The 15,137-nt window shown below is 70.6% G+C and carries 12 protein-coding genes; 9 read left to right on the forward strand and 3 right to left on the reverse strand.

The window, feature by feature from the left end:
- Positions 1-4 precede the first annotated feature (4 nt).
- Positions 5-1,399 carry a sensor histidine kinase gene (locus tag OG306_RS28795; protein ID WP_266749111.1) on the forward strand — a complete coding sequence of 465 codons (1,395 nt, stop codon included), beginning with the start codon at positions 5-7 and terminating at the stop codon, positions 1,397-1,399.
- 51 nt (positions 1,400-1,450) lie between these two features.
- Here OG306_RS28795 and OG306_RS28800 read toward each other — a convergent pair whose 3' ends face one another.
- Positions 1,451-2,449: a TAXI family TRAP transporter solute-binding subunit gene (locus tag OG306_RS28800; RefSeq protein WP_266749113.1), complete on the reverse strand. Its 999-nt coding sequence runs from the start codon at positions 2,447-2,449 to the stop codon at positions 1,451-1,453.
- A gap of 181 nt (positions 2,450-2,630) precedes the next feature.
- Here OG306_RS28800 and miaB point away from each other — a divergent pair, with 181 nt between their 5' ends.
- A complete protein-coding gene (miaB, locus tag OG306_RS28805; RefSeq protein WP_266752511.1) occupies positions 2,631-4,124 on the forward strand; it encodes a tRNA (N6-isopentenyl adenosine(37)-C2)-methylthiotransferase MiaB in 1,494 nt (497 codons plus the stop codon).
- A gap of 110 nt (positions 4,125-4,234) precedes the next feature.
- Positions 4,235-4,948 carry a class III extradiol dioxygenase subunit B-like domain-containing protein gene (locus OG306_RS28810; protein WP_266749114.1) on the forward strand — a complete coding sequence of 238 codons (714 nt, stop codon included), beginning with the start codon at positions 4,235-4,237 and terminating at the stop codon, positions 4,946-4,948.
- 94 nt (positions 4,949-5,042) lie between these two features.
- On the opposite strand, the gene OG306_RS28815 is transcribed toward OG306_RS28810, so the two are convergent.
- On the reverse strand, positions 5,043-5,303 hold the full coding sequence (locus OG306_RS28815; protein WP_266749116.1) for an antitoxin: 261 nt from the start codon (positions 5,301-5,303) through the stop codon (positions 5,043-5,045).
- Between the two features lie 321 nt (positions 5,304-5,624).
- Between OG306_RS28815 and miaA the strand changes: the two genes are divergently transcribed.
- From miaA to hflX, 6 genes are all read left to right on the forward strand, one after another.
- The gene (gene miaA, locus OG306_RS28820) at positions 5,625-6,563 is read left to right on the forward strand and encodes a tRNA (adenosine(37)-N6)-dimethylallyltransferase MiaA (RefSeq protein ID WP_266749117.1); all 939 of its coding nucleotides are present in this window, start codon (positions 5,625-5,627) and stop codon (positions 6,561-6,563) included.
- Positions 6,564-6,670: 107 nt separating this feature from the next.
- The gene (locus OG306_RS28825) at positions 6,671-7,108 is read left to right on the forward strand and encodes a hypothetical protein (RefSeq protein WP_266752512.1); all 438 of its coding nucleotides are present in this window, start codon (positions 6,671-6,673) and stop codon (positions 7,106-7,108) included.
- Positions 7,109-7,278: 170 nt separating this feature from the next.
- Positions 7,279-8,151, forward strand: coding sequence for a diaminopimelate epimerase (gene dapF / locus OG306_RS28830; protein WP_266749119.1), 873 nt, complete (start codon positions 7,279-7,281; stop codon positions 8,149-8,151).
- A 189-nt stretch (positions 8,152-8,340) separates the two neighbouring features.
- Complete coding sequence (locus OG306_RS28835; protein WP_266749120.1) at positions 8,341-10,500, forward strand: RelA/SpoT family protein; 2,160 nt, start codon at positions 8,341-8,343, stop codon at positions 10,498-10,500.
- Positions 10,501-10,608: 108 nt separating this feature from the next.
- On the forward strand, positions 10,609-12,063 hold the full coding sequence (locus tag OG306_RS28840) for a M1 family metallopeptidase (protein ID WP_266749122.1): 1,455 nt from the start codon (positions 10,609-10,611) through the stop codon (positions 12,061-12,063).
- 143 nt (positions 12,064-12,206) lie between these two features.
- The gene (gene hflX / locus OG306_RS28845) at positions 12,207-13,727 is read left to right on the forward strand and encodes a GTPase HflX (RefSeq protein WP_266749124.1); all 1,521 of its coding nucleotides are present in this window, start codon (positions 12,207-12,209) and stop codon (positions 13,725-13,727) included.
- 162 nt (positions 13,728-13,889) lie between these two features.
- Here the strand turns inward: hflX and OG306_RS28850 are convergent, their stop codons facing one another.
- Positions 13,890-15,110: a trypsin-like serine peptidase gene (locus OG306_RS28850; RefSeq protein ID WP_266749126.1), complete on the reverse strand. Its 1,221-nt coding sequence runs from the start codon at positions 15,108-15,110 to the stop codon at positions 13,890-13,892.
- Positions 15,111-15,137: the final 27 nt, after the last annotated feature.

Raw genomic sequence — 15,137 nt, forward strand, 5'->3', positions numbered from 1 at the left:
CCAGGTGCGCACCCGGCTGCTTCCCCTGCTCATCATTCTCATGGCGAGCGTGCTGCTCGCCCTCGGCTTCCCGCTGGCCGTCAGCGTCGCCGCCGCCCGGCAGCAGAGCGTCGTCATCGACCGCATCGATGACACGGCACGCTTCGCCGCGCTCGCCCAGTTCATCGCCGAGCGGACCCCCGGTCACGAAGAGCGGCGCCGCACCCTGCGCAGCGAACTCGAGACGTACGCATCGGTGTACGGCATCCGCGCCGGTGTCTTCTACCGCGACAACAGCGCCATGGCGAAGGCCCCGGCCACCTGGCAGCTCCCGATCGAGGGGGAGGGGAGAGAGGCCTTCAAGGAGGCGCTCCTGGGGCGGCGCAGCCACGATCCGCCGCAGGTCTGGCCCTGGCAGCGCGGCAGGATCGTCGTCGCCTCACCCGTCGTACGGGACGGCGATGTCGTCGCCGTCGTGGTCATCGACTCGCCCACCGACGAAATGCGTGCGCGTACGCTGCGCGGCTGGTTGCTCATCGCGGCCGGCGAAGCGGGCGCGATGCTGGTGGCGGTCGGCGCGGCGATCCGGCTCACCGGCTGGGTGCTGCTGCCCGTACGGACCCTCGACGCGGCCACCCATGACATAGCCAGCGGCCGGATGAGGTCCCGAGTCGTGGCCTCCGGGGGGCCTCCGGAACTCAGGCGCCTGGCCCGTTCGTTCAACGAGATGGCCGACAACGTCGAGGATGTGCTGGAGCAGCAGCGCGCCTTCGTCGCCGACGCCTCGCATCAGCTGCGCAACCCCCTCGCCGCGCTGCTGCTGCGGATCGAGCTCCTCGCGCTCGAACTCCCCGAGGGCAACGAGGAGATCGCCTCCGTGCGCACGGAGGGCAAGCGCCTCGGCCAGGTTCTGGACGACCTGCTCGACCTGGCGCTGGCCGAACACGCCGCGGCCGACCTGCAGCTCACGGACATAGGCGCGCTCACCGCGGAACGCGTCGCGTCGTGGCGGCCGGTCGCCGAGGAGAAGGGAGTCCGGCTCAGGGCGGACGGCTCGTCCGCCCTGACGGCCTGGGCGGACCCCATCGCACTGTCGAGCGCCCTCGACGCCATCATCGACAACGCTCTGAAGTTCACCCCGGCCGACGAAGAGGTCCTCGTCACGGTCGCCGCCGGTCCTGATGACGTCACGGTCGTCGTCGCCGACCGGGGACCGGGCCTCACCGCACAGGAAATGGAGCGCGTCGGCGACCGTTTCTGGCGCAGCGCCCAGCATCAGAACGTGCAGGGTTCCGGCCTCGGGCTCTCCATCTCCCAGGCCCTCCTGGCCGCGTGCGGCGGCACCATCGGCTATGCGGCCCACGAGCCGCACGGGCTGCGAGTGACGGTGTCGGTGCCGCGCCGGGGCCCACAGGGCTGAGCGGGCGGGGAAGCGACCGACGGCGCTGGGATCAGGGCCTCGGCGCGGGGATCAGGGCTTGACCGAGCGGTAGTAGCGCTTGGCCCCCTCGTGCAGCGGCAGCGGGTCGGTGAAGATCGCCGTGCGCAGATCCACCAACTGGGCAGCGTGCACCTCGCGCCCGATCCGGTCCCGGCTGTCGATCACGGTCCGGGTGAACGCCTCGGTCATCGCCGGATCCGTACGGTCCGTGGTCACCAGCACATTGGCTACCGCCACCGTCGGCACCGCCTGTCCCTGCTGTGCCTCGTGGTACGCGTCGGCGGGCATCATGGCCGACCGGTAGTAGCGGGCGGACCCGCCCACGGCCTGTAGCTCCTTGACCAGCGCGGCCTCCAGCGGTACCAGCCGGATCGCGAACCGGTCCGACAACTCCTGCACTGCGGAAGTGGGCAGTCCGCCGGACCAGAAGAAGGCATCGATCCGGCCGTTCTCCAGCTCCTCGGGCATGGTGTCGATGCCGTTGGGAACCGGTGTCACATCGTTCGTGGGATCGAGACCGGCGGCCGTCATCAGCCGGTCGGCGACCAGCCGTACGCCGGAACCCGGCTGCCCCACCCCGACGCGCCGGCCGATCAGGTCCGAGACCTTCCGCACCTTCGAGTCCCGGGGCACGACCAGTTGTATGTAGTCGTCGTACAGCCGCACACAGCCCCGCAACCGGTCCGCGCCGGGCCCGCCGTCGCGCAGATACGTGGCGAGGGCATCGGCCGTGGCGATGGTGAAGTCCGCCTTCCCGGTCGCCACCCGCGCGATGTTCTGCTGCGAGCCCTCGCTGGTCTGCAGCCGTATCGACACCCGGGGCAGGTCCTTGGCCAGGTCCCCCTTCAGCCGCTCGCCGTAGCGCTGGTAGACCCCGCTGCGTACGCCGGTGCTGAAGGTCAGAGTCCCGCTCGGCGCGGGTTCCCCGAGCGGGAGCAGCCACCACAGCAGCAGCCCGAGCACGACGACGAGGGCGGCGCACGCCTGCAGAGCGCGCAGCCGGCCGATACGGGACAGTGCCTGGAGCATGGCGGCGATCCTGCCAGCCCGTCCCGGCGATGACCAGGGCAGGACCCCGGCGGTCCGGGGCCGCGGCCTCCGTACCGGGGCCAGGAGGCCGTGCCCCCGGCCGCCGAGGTGTTCATCATCGCGGCCCGGCCGGAGCCCTTACCCTGGACGGGTGAGCGGCAACGACGTGGCTGGTGGAGTAGTGGACGGTTTGAAAACGTACGAGGTGCGCACCTACGGGTGCCAGATGAACGTCCACGACTCGGAGCGGCTGTCCGGGCTACTGGAGGACGCGGGTTACGTACGTGCCGCGGAGGGCTCCGACGGCGACGCCGACGTCGTCGTCTTCAACACCTGCGCGGTCCGGGAGAACGCCGACAACAAGCTCTACGGCAACCTCGGCCGGCTCGCCCCGATGAAGACCAAGCGCCCCGGCATGCAGATCGCCGTCGGCGGCTGCCTGGCACAGAAGGACCGCGACACCATCGTCCAGCGGGCCCCCTGGGTGGATGTCGTCTTCGGTACGCACAACATCGGCAAGCTGCCCGTGCTGCTGGAGCGCGCCCGCATCCAGGAAGAGGCGCAGATCGAGATCGCCGAATCCCTGGAGGCCTTCCCCTCCACGCTCCCCACCCGTCGCGAGTCCGCCTACGCGGCGTGGGTCTCCATCTCCGTCGGCTGCAACAACACCTGCACCTTCTGCATCGTCCCGGCGCTCCGCGGCAAGGAGAAGGACCGCCGCACCGGCGACATCCTCGCCGAGATCGAGGCCCTGGTCGCCGAGGGCGTCTCGGAGATCACCCTGCTCGGCCAGAACGTGAACGCGTACGGTGCCGACATCGGCGACCGCGAGGCCTTCTCCAAGCTGCTGCGTGCCTGCGGGAGGATCGAGGGCCTGGAGCGGGTCCGCTTCACCTCGCCGCACCCCCGTGACTTCACGGACGACGTGATCGCGGCCATGGCCGAGACGCCCAACGTGATGCCTCAGCTGCACATGCCGCTGCAGTCGGGCTCGGACACCGTCCTCAAGGCGATGCGGCGTTCGTACCGGCAGGAGCGCTTCCTCGGCATCATCGAGAAAGTGCGCGCCGCGATGCCGGACGCCGCCATCTCCACCGACATCATCGTGGGCTTCCCCGGCGAGACCGAGGAGGACTTCGAGCAGACGATGCACACGGTCCGCGAGGCGCGCTTCGCCAACGCCTTCACCTTCCAGTACTCCAAGCGCCCCGGAACCCCGGCCGCCGAGATGGCGGGGCAGATCCCCAAGGAGGTCGTCCAGGAGCGGTACATGCGCCTGTCCGCCCTCCAGGAGGAGATCTCCTGGGAGGAGAACAAGAAGCAGGTCGGCCGGACGCTGGAGATCATGGTCGCGGAGGGCGAGGGCCGCAAGGACGGCGCCACCCACCGCCTCTCCGGCCGCGCCCCCGACAACCGCCTGGTCCACTTCACCAAGCCGGACGAGGACGTGCGTCCCGGCGATGTGGTCACCGTCGAGATCAGCTACGCCGCCCCGCACCACCTGCTCGCCGAGGGCGCCCCGCTGGGCGTACGGCGGACCCGGGCGGGCGACGCGTGGGAGAAGCGCACCGCCACCGAGGCCGCCAAGCCGGCCGGAGTGATGCTGGGCCTGCCCGGTATCGGCGCCCCGGCGCCCCTGCCTGCCGCGACGGCTCCCGGCTGCGGCTGCGACTGACACCGACGGGGGGACGGACGCGGCGGCGGGAAAGGACCGCAGAGGCGCGGGACGGGCGACGGCGGGAGACGGGCGCGTCGCCGTCGCGCCCAGCCAGTACGCTGCCCACCATGCTTGTCGCCGCCGCTGTCTGCCCCTGCCCGCCCCTGCTGGTACCCGACGTCGCCGCCGGTGCCGCCCCCGAGCTCGACGCGCTGCGGGACGCCTGCGCCGACGCCCTCGGCGTGCTCGCCGCGGCCCGGCCCGACCTGCTGCTCGTGATCGGGCCCGCGGACCTCGCGGGCCGAGGACCGCACCGCGAGGGAGCCACCGGCTCCTTCAAGGGCTTCGGAGTCGATCTCGACGTGCGGCTCGGGCGCGACCGCGGAACCGTGTCGGACCGGCCCCTTCCGCCGTCCCTGGCCGTCGGCGCCTGGCTGCTCGCCCGGGCACGGTGGGCCGAGGCGCCGGTCGAAGGGCTCGGCGTGGGGGAGCCGCTCGAAACCGACCGCTGTACGAGTACGGGGCAGGACCTGGCCGCCAGGGCGGAACGGGTGGCGCTGCTGGTGATGGGCGACGGCAGTGCCTGCCGCACGGTCAAGGCCCCCGGCTATCTGGACGACCGCGCCGAGGCGTTCGACGCGGCGGCCGCCCACGCGCTGGGCACCGCCGACCCCGGCGCGCTGATCGCGCTCGACGCATTGCTGGCGTACGAGCTGAAAGCGGCGGGCCGGGCACCCTGGCAGGTGCTCGCGGGCGCGGGTGAGGGGGCGGGCCTGCGCGGACAACTGCTGTACGAGGACGCCCCGTACGGCGTGGGCTACCTGGTCGCCACCTGGTCCTGACCGCCCGCCCGGACTCGCACCCGGGCGGATACGGACGACGGCCGTGCAGCGTCAGCGCTACACGGCCGTGCGTCGGATTTGATTCGGTTTGTGGTCACGAGGCGGGCGGCGTGCCGCCTTCGTCGTTCTTGGCGCCACTCTCGTCGTGCTTGTGGGTCAGGCGCTCGACTACGTCCTTGGCCTTCTTCGTGCCGGACTCGATCTTGTCGCTGTACTTGCCCTTGGTCTTTTGGTCGACCGTCCGTGCGGCCTTGTCGAGTCCCTGGTCGATCTTGTCCCCGTGCTGATGCGCGAGGTCGCCGACCTTTTCCTTGGCGGGGCTCAGCTTCGCCTTCAAATTGTCCAGGAAGCCCATCGGGCACCTTCCCTGCTGGGGGACTAGGGCGGGCGTCCTCCTGCGGCCTCGCTGCCGGCCGCCTCGTCGGGCAGCCCTGGGGGCGAACGGCAAACCGTGAAAAAACGCCCGTATTCACTTACGAATTCTACTGGTATCGCCAAAGATCCGCGCCGTTCGGAGCGGAGGCGGGGCGGAGGCGGAGCGGCGACGAGGCGGAGGTGGGGTGGCGACGGGGCGGAGGCGGGGCGGAGGCGGGGCGGGAAGGCCGAACGGCCCCCGTTCGCAGCCGGTCACGTCACTCATTCGGGAAGAGGCCCAGAGGTTTGCGAGACTGGGGCGGTGAGAAGTTCAGCTCCCGCACCGCGGGTCATCACCGTCGTCGGTCCCACTGCAGCCGGAAAGTCCGATCTGGGGGTATTTCTTGCTCAGCAACTCGACGGCGAAGTGGTCAATGCCGACTCCATGCAGCTCTACCGGGGGATGGATATCGGCACCGCGAAGCTGACGCTCTCCGAGCGCGGAAACGTTCCGCATCACCTGCTGGACATCTGGGACGTCACCGAGACCGCCAGTGTCGCCGAGTACCAGCGGCTGGCCCGGGCGGAGATCGACCGGCTGCTCGCCGCAGGCCGCACCCCCGTCCTGGTCGGCGGTTCCGGACTCTATGTGAAGGGCGCCATCGACGCCCTGGAGTTCCCCGGCACGGACCCCGGCGTCAGGGCCAGGCTGGAGGAGGAACTGGTCGAGCGCGGCTCCGGGACCCTGCACGCCCGGCTCGCCGCCGCCGACCCCGAAGCGGGCCGGGCCATCCTGCCGAGCAACGGCCGCCGCATCGTCAGGGCCCTCGAAGTCATCGAGATCACCGGCAAGCCCTTCACCGCCAACCTCCCCGGTAACGATGCGGTGTACGACACCGTCCAGATCGGCGTCGACGTGGCCCGCCCCGAACTCGACGAACGCATCGCCCTGAGAGTCGACCGGATGTGGGCGGCCGGACTCGTGGACGAGGTGCGCGCCCTGGAGGCGCACGGTCTGCGCGAGGGGCGCACCGCATCCAGGGCGCTCGGCTACCAGCAGGTGCTGGCCGCACTGGCCCAGGAGCGCACCGAGGACGAGGCGCGCGTTGAGACCATTCGCGCCACCAAGCGATTCGCGCGCCGTCAGGACTCATGGTTTCGCCGTGATCCGCGGGTCCACTGGCTCAATGGCGCCGAAGAGCATCGCGGGGAACTTCCGCACCAGGCGCTGGCGTTGGTCGAACGAGCGGTTACAGCCTGATCACGTGATGGCATCGGGAGGCCCTGCCCGTCATTTCGGCGACCGGGAGCGTGCCATCATCGAGCATCGATCGACCAGTGGAGTCCGAGTTGGGAGGGCGCGTGGCGATGGAGGCCGGCCCTCGCGACACAGAACAAGACGCACCGGACGCGCTGCATGATGCAGGAAGCTTGAGCCCCGACGGGCCCGATGAGCTCGAAACGACCCCCGAGGTCGAGGTCGAGCTCAGGCCCGCGCGGCGTCTGCGTATCTGGCAGCTCGCGCCGATCGTCATGCTCGCCGCCGTGGGATCGCTGATGTTCGCGTTCCCGTTGGCGTTCGAGTTCGGCGACGGCGGCGCGGTCGTCGCCATGCTGGGCCTGCTGATCAGCTGCTGCGCCGCGGGCTGGGGCATGATGGCCGCCCGCCGTGTGGGATACACCTGGCCCGGGCTGTCGCAGAAGGGCTCGGGCGAGAGATCCGACTGGCGCGTGATCGCCCTGTACGTCGCCGTGTGCGCCGCACTGGTCGCCCTGGCCATCTGGCGCGTGGCCCGGCTCCGCTGACGGACGCCGCGGTCCCGGCGACCGACGCTGCGGTCCCGGCGACCGATGCCACCGCATCGCCGGTGCGACGCCCGGCCGCTGTCCGGTGCCCCGTTGTCCGGCCTCTCCCTCATGCCCCGCCCCACAGCCCGGTCTCGTCGGCTGTCGGTGCTGCCTCGTACAGTTGCCCTGTGAGCACCTCGCAGATCGCCTTCCTCAAGGGGCACGGCACCGAGAACGACTTTGTGATCGTTCCCGACCCGGACAACGCCGTCGACCTGCCCGCGCCCGTCGTCGCCCGCCTGTGCGACCGCCGGGCGGGTATCGGCGGGGACGGGCTGCTGCATGTCGTACGGTCCGCCGCGCACCCGGAGGCACGGGCCATGGCGGACGAGGCCGAGTGGTTCATGGACTATCGCAATGCCGACGGCTCGATCGCCGAGATGTGCGGCAACGGCGTGCGGGTCTTCGCCCGCTATCTGCAGCGTGCCGGGCACGTCGAGGAGGGCGACCTCGCCGTCGCGACCCGCGGCGGTGTGAAGAAGGTGCACCTCGCCAAGGGCGGCGACATCACGGTCTCCATGGGGCGTGCGCTGCTTCCCGAGGACGGCGTCACGGTCAGCGTCGACGGCCGCGGCTGGGCCGCCCGCAATGTGAACATGGGCAATCCGCACGCCGTCGCCTTCGTCGACGACCTGGCGCACGCCGGTGATCTGCGCTCCGTACCGCCGTACAGCCCCGCGACCGTCTACCCCGACGGCGTGAACATCGAATTCGTCGTGGACCGCGGACCGGGCCACGTCGCCATGCGGGTCCATGAGCGCGGCTCGGGCGAGACCCGCTCCTGCGGGACGGGCGCCTGCGCCGTGGCCGTCGCCGCGGCCCGCAGGGACGGCGCCGACCCCGCGGAGACCGGCACTCCGGTCACGTACACGGTCGATCTGCTCGGCGGCACCCTCGTGATCACCGAGCGGCCCGACGGCGAGATCGAGATGACCGGCACCGCCGTGATCGTCGCCGAGGGCGTGATCGAGCCGGCCTGGCTCGAATCATTCAGCGGCTGAGGCATGCCGGGGCGTGCGAGCCCGGCATGATCCAAACGAGCGGCCCCGGAGCTTCGCTCGAATGGGTGATCCGTTTCACGCTGAGCGAGAGGCGGACTCCGCCACGTGGTGGGCTCGGTAGCATCAAGCACCGGCCCGGAGGCGCGACCGCACCTTCCCACCGCCGGTCGACGTCGCCGGAGGTGCCCCATGAGTGCAGAGGCCACCAACCCAGGTGCTCCCATCCGCAGACGGGGCCGTCCCCGGATCGATTTCCGCAGGCTCGGCCGCGTCGCGCTGCTCGGCCCGGTCTCCCGCGACCGGCTGCCCGACGCGATCGGCCATGTCGCCGAGGCCCACCGGGCCCACCACCCGGATGCCGACCTCTCCGTCCTGCACCGGGCCTACGTACTCGCGGAGTCCTCGCACCGCGGGCAGATGCGCAAGAGCGGCGAGCCGTACATCACGCACCCGCTCGCCGTCACGCTGATCCTCGCCGAGCTCGGCGCCGAGACCACGACACTCACCGCCTCGCTGCTCCACGACACCGTCGAGGACACCGAGGTGACTCTCGATCAGGTGAGGGACCAGTTCGGCAAAGAGGTCTGCTACCTCGTCGACGGCGTCACCAAACTCGAGAAGGTCGACTACGGAGCAGCGGCCGAACCCGAGACCTTCCGCAAGATGCTGGTCGCCACCGGGGACGACGTCCGGGTGATGTCGATCAAGCTTGCCGACCGGCTGCACAACATGCGCACCCTCGGCGTAATGCGCCCCGAAAAACAGGTCAGGATCGCCAAGGTCACCAGGGACGTGCTGATCCCGCTGGCCGAACGGCTCGGCGTGCAGGCACTCAAGACCGAGCTGGAGGACCTCGTCTTCGCGATCCTCCACCCCGAGGAGTACGAACACACCCGCGCGCTGATCGCCGCCGCGTCTGCGCACCCGGACGCCTCTGGTGCCGCGGGCGCCCAGGACCCGCTCGCAGCCATCACCGAGAACGTCGGGGCGGTGCTGCGGGAGGCCGGCATTCCGGCAGAGGTCCTCATCAGGCCGCGCCACTACGTCTCCGTGCACCGGGTCAGGATCAAACGCGGCGAACTGCGCGGCACCGACTTCGGCCGGCTGCTGGTCCTCGTCGGCGAGGACGCCGACTGCTACGCCGTACTCGGCGAACTGCACACCTGCTTCACCCCGGTGATCTCCGAGTTCAAGGACTTCATCGCCGCCCCCAAATTCAACCTGTACCAGTCACTGCACACCGCGGTCGTGGGCCCCGACGGGGCGGTCGCCGAAGTCCTCATCCGCACGCACCGGATGCACAAGGTCGCCGAGGCCGGCGTCATCGCCCTCGGCAATCCGTACGCCGCGGACAGCGGCTCCGGGCCCCAGACCGCCGAACCCGCGGACGGAGAGCGCGCCGACCCGACCCGCCCCGGCTGGCTCTCCAGACTCCTCTCGTGGCAGCAATCCGCCCCGGACTCCGACACCTTCTGGACCACGCTCCGCGCCGACCTCGCCCAGGACCGGGAGATCACGGTCTTCCACACCGACGGCGGCACGCTCGGTCTGCCCGCCGGAGCCAGCTGTGTCGACGCCGCCTACGCGCAGTACGGGGACGAGGCACACGGCTGCATCGGTGCCCGGGTCAACGGCCGGCTCGCCACCCTTGGCACCATCCTGAGCGACGGCGACACCGTGCAACTGCTGCTCACCGAGGACATCGGTTCCGGCCCCTCGCCCGACTGGCTCGACCACGCCCGCACCCCCGCCGCCCGCATCGCCATCACCGGCTGGTTCGACGCCCATCCCGAGGACGCCCCGAGTCCGCACGGCAACAGGCCCGCGGCGCCCAGGACACCCGGACCACAGCCCCAGACAACCGCCGGTCCCGGCGGCGACAGGCCCGGGGTCCGCGCCGCGAACGCCATGGTGGACCGGCTGGACGCCACCGTACGTCTCGCGGGCTGCTGCACCCCCGTACCCCCCGACGCCGTCACCGGTTTCGTCGTGCGCGGCGGCGCCGTCACCGTGCACCGGCTGGAATGCCCCTCCGTCTCCCGGATGCAGTCCGTCGGCCGGGTTCCGGTCCCGGTGACCTGGGGCGACGCGGCCGGATGCCGGGTCACCCTGGTCGCCGAGTCCTTCGGACGGCCCCGGCTGCTCGCCGACCTCACCGAGGCGATCGCGGCGGCGGACGCGGCGATCATCTCCGCCACCGTCGAACCACCCAGCGAACAGCGCGTGCGGCACACCTACACCTTGCAGCTCCCCGACGCCGCAGGGCTGCCGGCGCTGATGCGCGCGATGCGTGAGGTACCCGGGGTGTACGACGTGAGCCGCGCCAAGCACCCGACAGCCACCGTCTGACTCCCCGTCCGGCTCCGCCGTGCAGCGCCATCTGCCGCGGTGATCTCGTTCGAGTGGCGCGGCGCGCGCCGCACCTGCCCGGGTGGGAGTCGCTGGTAGCGGTAGTTCATGCCGTTCATCTCCCGCCGTCTGCGGGCCGCTCTGCTGGCCACCGCATCGGCCACCCTCGTTGCCGCCGCCCTCCCCTCACCCGTGCCGCTCGGCATCGGCGATCCGCTCTTCCCGCACCTCGGCAATCCCGGGTACGACGTCCTCTCGTACGACATCGGACTGACCTACCACGGCAGCAACAGCAAGCCGCTGGACGCCGTCACGACGATCGACGCGCGGACCACCGAACCGCTGGACCGGATCAACCTCGACTTCACCCGGGGCACGGTCCATACGGTCGAAATCAACGGTCTGCGCGCCGACTTCGCCGTGGCGGACGAGGACCTGGTCATCAAGCCGCCCGCCCGGCTCCCGGCCGGAGTGCCGCTGCACATCACCGTCCGGCACACCAGCGACCCGCGCGGCGACCGGGACACCGGCGGCTGGCTGCGCACCGCCGACGGACTGGCCATGGCCAATCAGGCCGACGCCGCGCACCGGGTCTTCCCGAGCAATGACCACCCCGCCGACAAGGCCTTCTTCACCTTCCGGATCACCGCGCCCAAGGACCTCACGGTGGTCGCCAACGGCCTGCCCGCGGGCACGGTCCGGCACGGTGCCGACACCACTTGGACCTACCGGACCGAACACCCCATGGCCACCGAACTGGCCCAGGTCACCATCGGCCGTTCCACCGTCCTGCGACGCACCGGGCCGAACGGACTGCCGGTGCGTGACGTGGTGCCGAGCGCCGACCGCAAGCAGCTGGAACCCTGGCTGGCCAAGACGCCCGCTCAGCTGGAATGGCTGGAACAGCAGGTCGGCCGCTACCCCTTCGAGACGTACGGACTGCTGGTCGCCGCCACCGACACGGGCTTCGAGCTGGAGACCCAGACGCTCTCGCTCTTCGAACGGTCCCTGTTCACCCAGACCGCCTACCCCGAGTGGTACGTCGAGTCGATCATGGTGCACGAGCTCGCCCACCAATGGTTCGGCGACAGCGTCTCCCCGCAAGCCTGGTCCGATCTGTGGCTCAACGAGGGACACGCCACCTGGTACGAGGCCCGCTACGCCGAGGAGCACGCCGGCAAGGCACTGGAAGGCCGCATGCGCGAGGCGTACACCAAGTCCGACGGCTGGCGCGCCGCGGGCGGACCGCCGGCCCGCCCCGACATTCCGGCGCCCGGACAGAAGCTCAGCCTGTTCCGGCCGGTGGTGTACGACGGCAGCGCACTGGTCCTTTACGCGCTGCGCCAGGAGATCGGCGAGAGCGCGTTCGACCGCCTGGAGCGGACGTGGGTGAAGAAGCACCGCGACTCGAACGCCGCCACCGTGGACTTCGTCCGGCTGGCGTCACAGACCGCGGGCCGCGACCTGACCACGTTCTTCGACGGCTGGCTGTACGGCGCGAAGACCCCGCCCATGCCGGGGCACCCGGACTGGCAAAGCGCCGAACCCGCCGGACAGCGGTAAACCCGAGTGACGGGCCCCGCGGACCATGCCACTATCGTCGGGTCGCCGCGGCGGCCCCACCGTGGATTTCCGACAGCGGGAATCATCGGGAAAGGTCACGCGTTGTGACTGATGTAACGGACTTCCATCGACGTAAGGATCCAATGACCTCCTCTTCTTCCCTTCCCCAGGACGCGCAGGAAGCGCAGAGCGCTACGGAGAATGTCACCGAGAGCCTCACCGAGAGCCTTCGGGCCGACGCCCTGATGGAAGAGGACGTCGCCTGGAGCCACGAGATCGACGGAGAGCGGGACGGCGAGCAGTTCGACCGTTCGGAGCGCGCCGCGCTGCGGCGTGTGGCGGGACTCTCCACCGAGCTCGAGGACGTCACCGAGGTCGAGTACCGGCAGCTGCGCCTGGAGCGTGTGGTGCTGGTCGGCGTCTGGACCTCGGGGACCGCGCAGGACGCGGAGAATTCCCTCGCGGAGCTGGCCGCACTCGCGGAGACGGCGGGCGCCCTGGTGCTCGACGCCGTGTTCCAGCGCCGCGACAAGCCCGACCCGGCCACCTACATCGGCTCGGGCAAGGCCTTGGAGCTGCGCGACATCGTCCTCGAATCAGGGGCCGACACCGTCGTGTGCGACGGCGAGCTCAGCCCCGGCCAGCTGATCCACCTGGAAGACGTGGTCAAGGTCAAGGTGGTCGACCGGACCGCCCTGATCCTCGACATCTTCGCTCAGCACGCCAAGTCCCGGGAGGGCAAGGCACAGGTCTCGCTGGCACAGATGCAGTACATGCTGCCGCGGCTGCGCGGCTGGGGTCAGTCGCTCTCCCGTCAGATGGGCGGCGGCGGTTCCAGCGGCGGTGGCGGAATGGCCACCCGTGGTCCCGGTGAGACCAAGATCGAAACGGACCGGCGTCGGATCCGCGAGAAGATGGCGAAGATGCGCCGGGAGATCGCGGAGATGAAGACCGGCCGCGACATCAAGCGCCAGGAACGCAAGCGCAACAGGGTGCCGTCGGTCGCCATCGCCGGCTACACCAACGCGGGCAAGTCCTCGCTGCTCAACCGGCTGACCGGTGCGGGCGTCCTCGTGGAGAACGCCCTGTTCGCCACCCTGGACCCGACCGTGCGCCGGGCCGAGACGCCGAGCGGCCGGATCTACACCCTGGCCGACACCGTCGGGTTCGTACGGCATCTGCCGCACCACCTCGTCGAGGCGTTCCGCTCCACCATGGAGGAGGTCGGCGAATCCGATCTGATCCTGCACGTGGTGGACGGCTCGCACCCGGTGCCGGAGGAGCAGCTCGCCGCGGTGCGCGAGGTGATCCGCGACGTGGGCGCGGTGGACGTGCCCGAGGTCGTGGTGATCAACAAGGCGGATGCGGCCGATCCGCTGGTGCTGCAGCGGCTGCTGCGCATCGAGAAGCACGCGATCGCCGTCTCGGCGCGTACCGGAGCCGGCATCGACGAGCTGCTCGCCCTCATCGATTCGGAGCTGCCCCGGCCCTCGGTCGAGATCGAGGCGCTCGTGCCGTACACCCAGGGTGGACTCGTCTCCCGGGTGCACGCCGAGGGCGAGGTGATCTCCGAGGAACACACGTCGGAGGGCACCCTGCTCAACGCCCGGGTCCATGAGGAACTGGCGGCTGAGCTCTCCTCGTTCGTCCCCGTGGCGCCCTGACGGCAAGCGCGGTACAGCTCAGTACGGACCGATGGCCCGCTCCCCTCGTCGGGAGCGGGCCATCGGTCGTTCGGCCTTCCGGCCCCCGGCGGGCAACTGTCGCGCAAGGGGCTCCGACGGACCGTCACCGTCACCCGGACCGGCCCGGGTGACGGTCCGTCGTCACTGTCCCGCGTACTTCTTGCTGACCGATTCGTAGACGCCCTTGGCTTCCTTGCCGAAGCGCGGCCCGGCCAGCCAGCCTGCCGTCACCGGGCCGATAGAGGTGTTCGACACCAGTGCGGGCTTGCCGTCCTGGCCCGCCGCGACCCAGCCACCACCGGAGGCACCGCCGGTCATGGTGCAGCCGATGCGGTACATCGTGGGGTCCTGCGCGGCCAGCGAGAGCCGGCCCGGCTTGTCGGCGCACTGGAACGCCTTCTGACCGTCGTACGGCGGAGCGGCCGGGAAGCCGGTGGCCGTCATGCCGGCGATCTCCGGCACGGCCGGGGCGTTGAAGTCGACGGGCAGCGCGGAGCCGACCGTCTCCTCCAGGGACTTGCCCGTCGAGCCCTTCTCCGGCGTGACGTGCAGCACCGCGAAGTCGTACGGGGCGCCCTGCCCGCCGACCGAGGAGCCCTGCGAGATCCACTGGTCGGACGCCTGCGCCCACTGACCCCACCACACGCCGTAGGGCGCGATCTCCTGCTTGCTCGCCTTCTCCAGCTCGGCGGTCGACAGACCGCTGTTGTTGTACGAAGGCACGAAGGCGATGTTGCGGTACCAGCCGCCCTTCTTGCCGGCGTGCACACAGTGTCCGGCGGTCCACACCAGGTTGGACTTCCCTGGGTGCGCCGGGTCCTTCACCACGGTCGCGGAGCAGACCATGGAACCCTCGGGGCTGTCGAACAGCAGCTTCCCGGACTCCGCGGCATTGGCGTGGTACGGCGTCCGTACGCCGGCGGCCTGGACCGGCGCGGGCGTCGGGTCCGTCACGCCCGCATCGCCCGAGATGTCATTGTCGACCGGCTTCTCCGGCGACTTGTCGGCCTCCCGCATCCGCTCCGGGTCCCAGAGGCCCTCGATGATCGGATTGACGAAGTCCTTGGCCTCGCGCAGCCACTTGTCCCTGTCCCAGTTCTTCCACTCGCCGTTCTTCCACTGGTCGAGGTCGATCCCGTGTTCCTTGAGCCGGTCCTTCAGATCGTCCGGAATGGTGATCTTGCCGTGCGAGGACGCGTCGGCCGGAGCGCTCGGCTTGTTGCCGGCATTGTCCTCGTCGGGCCCGCAGGCGGTGGCGGTGAGCGCGAGGACCGCGGCGACCGCGGCCACAGCGAGCGCCGAGGAACGCGTGCGGCCTGCGCTCCCCCGACGGATGGCGGGAACTGGTCGAATGAGTCGCATGTGGTGATCCCCCTGGGACTTCGTAAC

The sequence above is a fragment of the Streptomyces sp. NBC_01241 genome (assembly GCF_041435435.1).
In the GTDB taxonomy this organism is placed as follows: Bacteria; Actinomycetota; Actinomycetes; order Streptomycetales; family Streptomycetaceae; genus Streptomyces.

Bases quoted from the DNA above. Each gene is read 5' to 3' on its own strand.
- OG306_RS28800 (WP_266749113.1), bottom strand. From the start codon at position 2,449: ATGCTCCAGGCACTGTCCCGTATCGGCCGGCTGCGCGCTCTGCAGGCG.
- OG306_RS28810 (WP_266749114.1), top strand. From the start codon at position 4,235: ATGCTTGTCGCCGCCGCTGTCTGCCCCTGCCCGCCCCTGCTGGTACCC.
- OG306_RS28815 (WP_266749116.1), bottom strand. From the start codon at position 5,303: ATGGGCTTCCTGGACAATTTGAAGGCGAAGCTGAGCCCCGCCAAGGAA.
- OG306_RS28825 (WP_266752512.1), top strand. From the start codon at position 6,671: ATGGAGGCCGGCCCTCGCGACACAGAACAAGACGCACCGGACGCGCTG.
- OG306_RS28835 (WP_266749120.1), top strand. From the start codon at position 8,341: ATGAGTGCAGAGGCCACCAACCCAGGTGCTCCCATCCGCAGACGGGGC.
- OG306_RS28840 (WP_266749122.1), top strand. From the start codon at position 10,609: ATGCCGTTCATCTCCCGCCGTCTGCGGGCCGCTCTGCTGGCCACCGCA.
- hflX (WP_266749124.1), top strand. From the start codon at position 12,207: ATGACCTCCTCTTCTTCCCTTCCCCAGGACGCGCAGGAAGCGCAGAGC.
- OG306_RS28850 (WP_266749126.1), bottom strand. From the start codon at position 15,110: ATGCGACTCATTCGACCAGTTCCCGCCATCCGTCGGGGGAGCGCAGGC.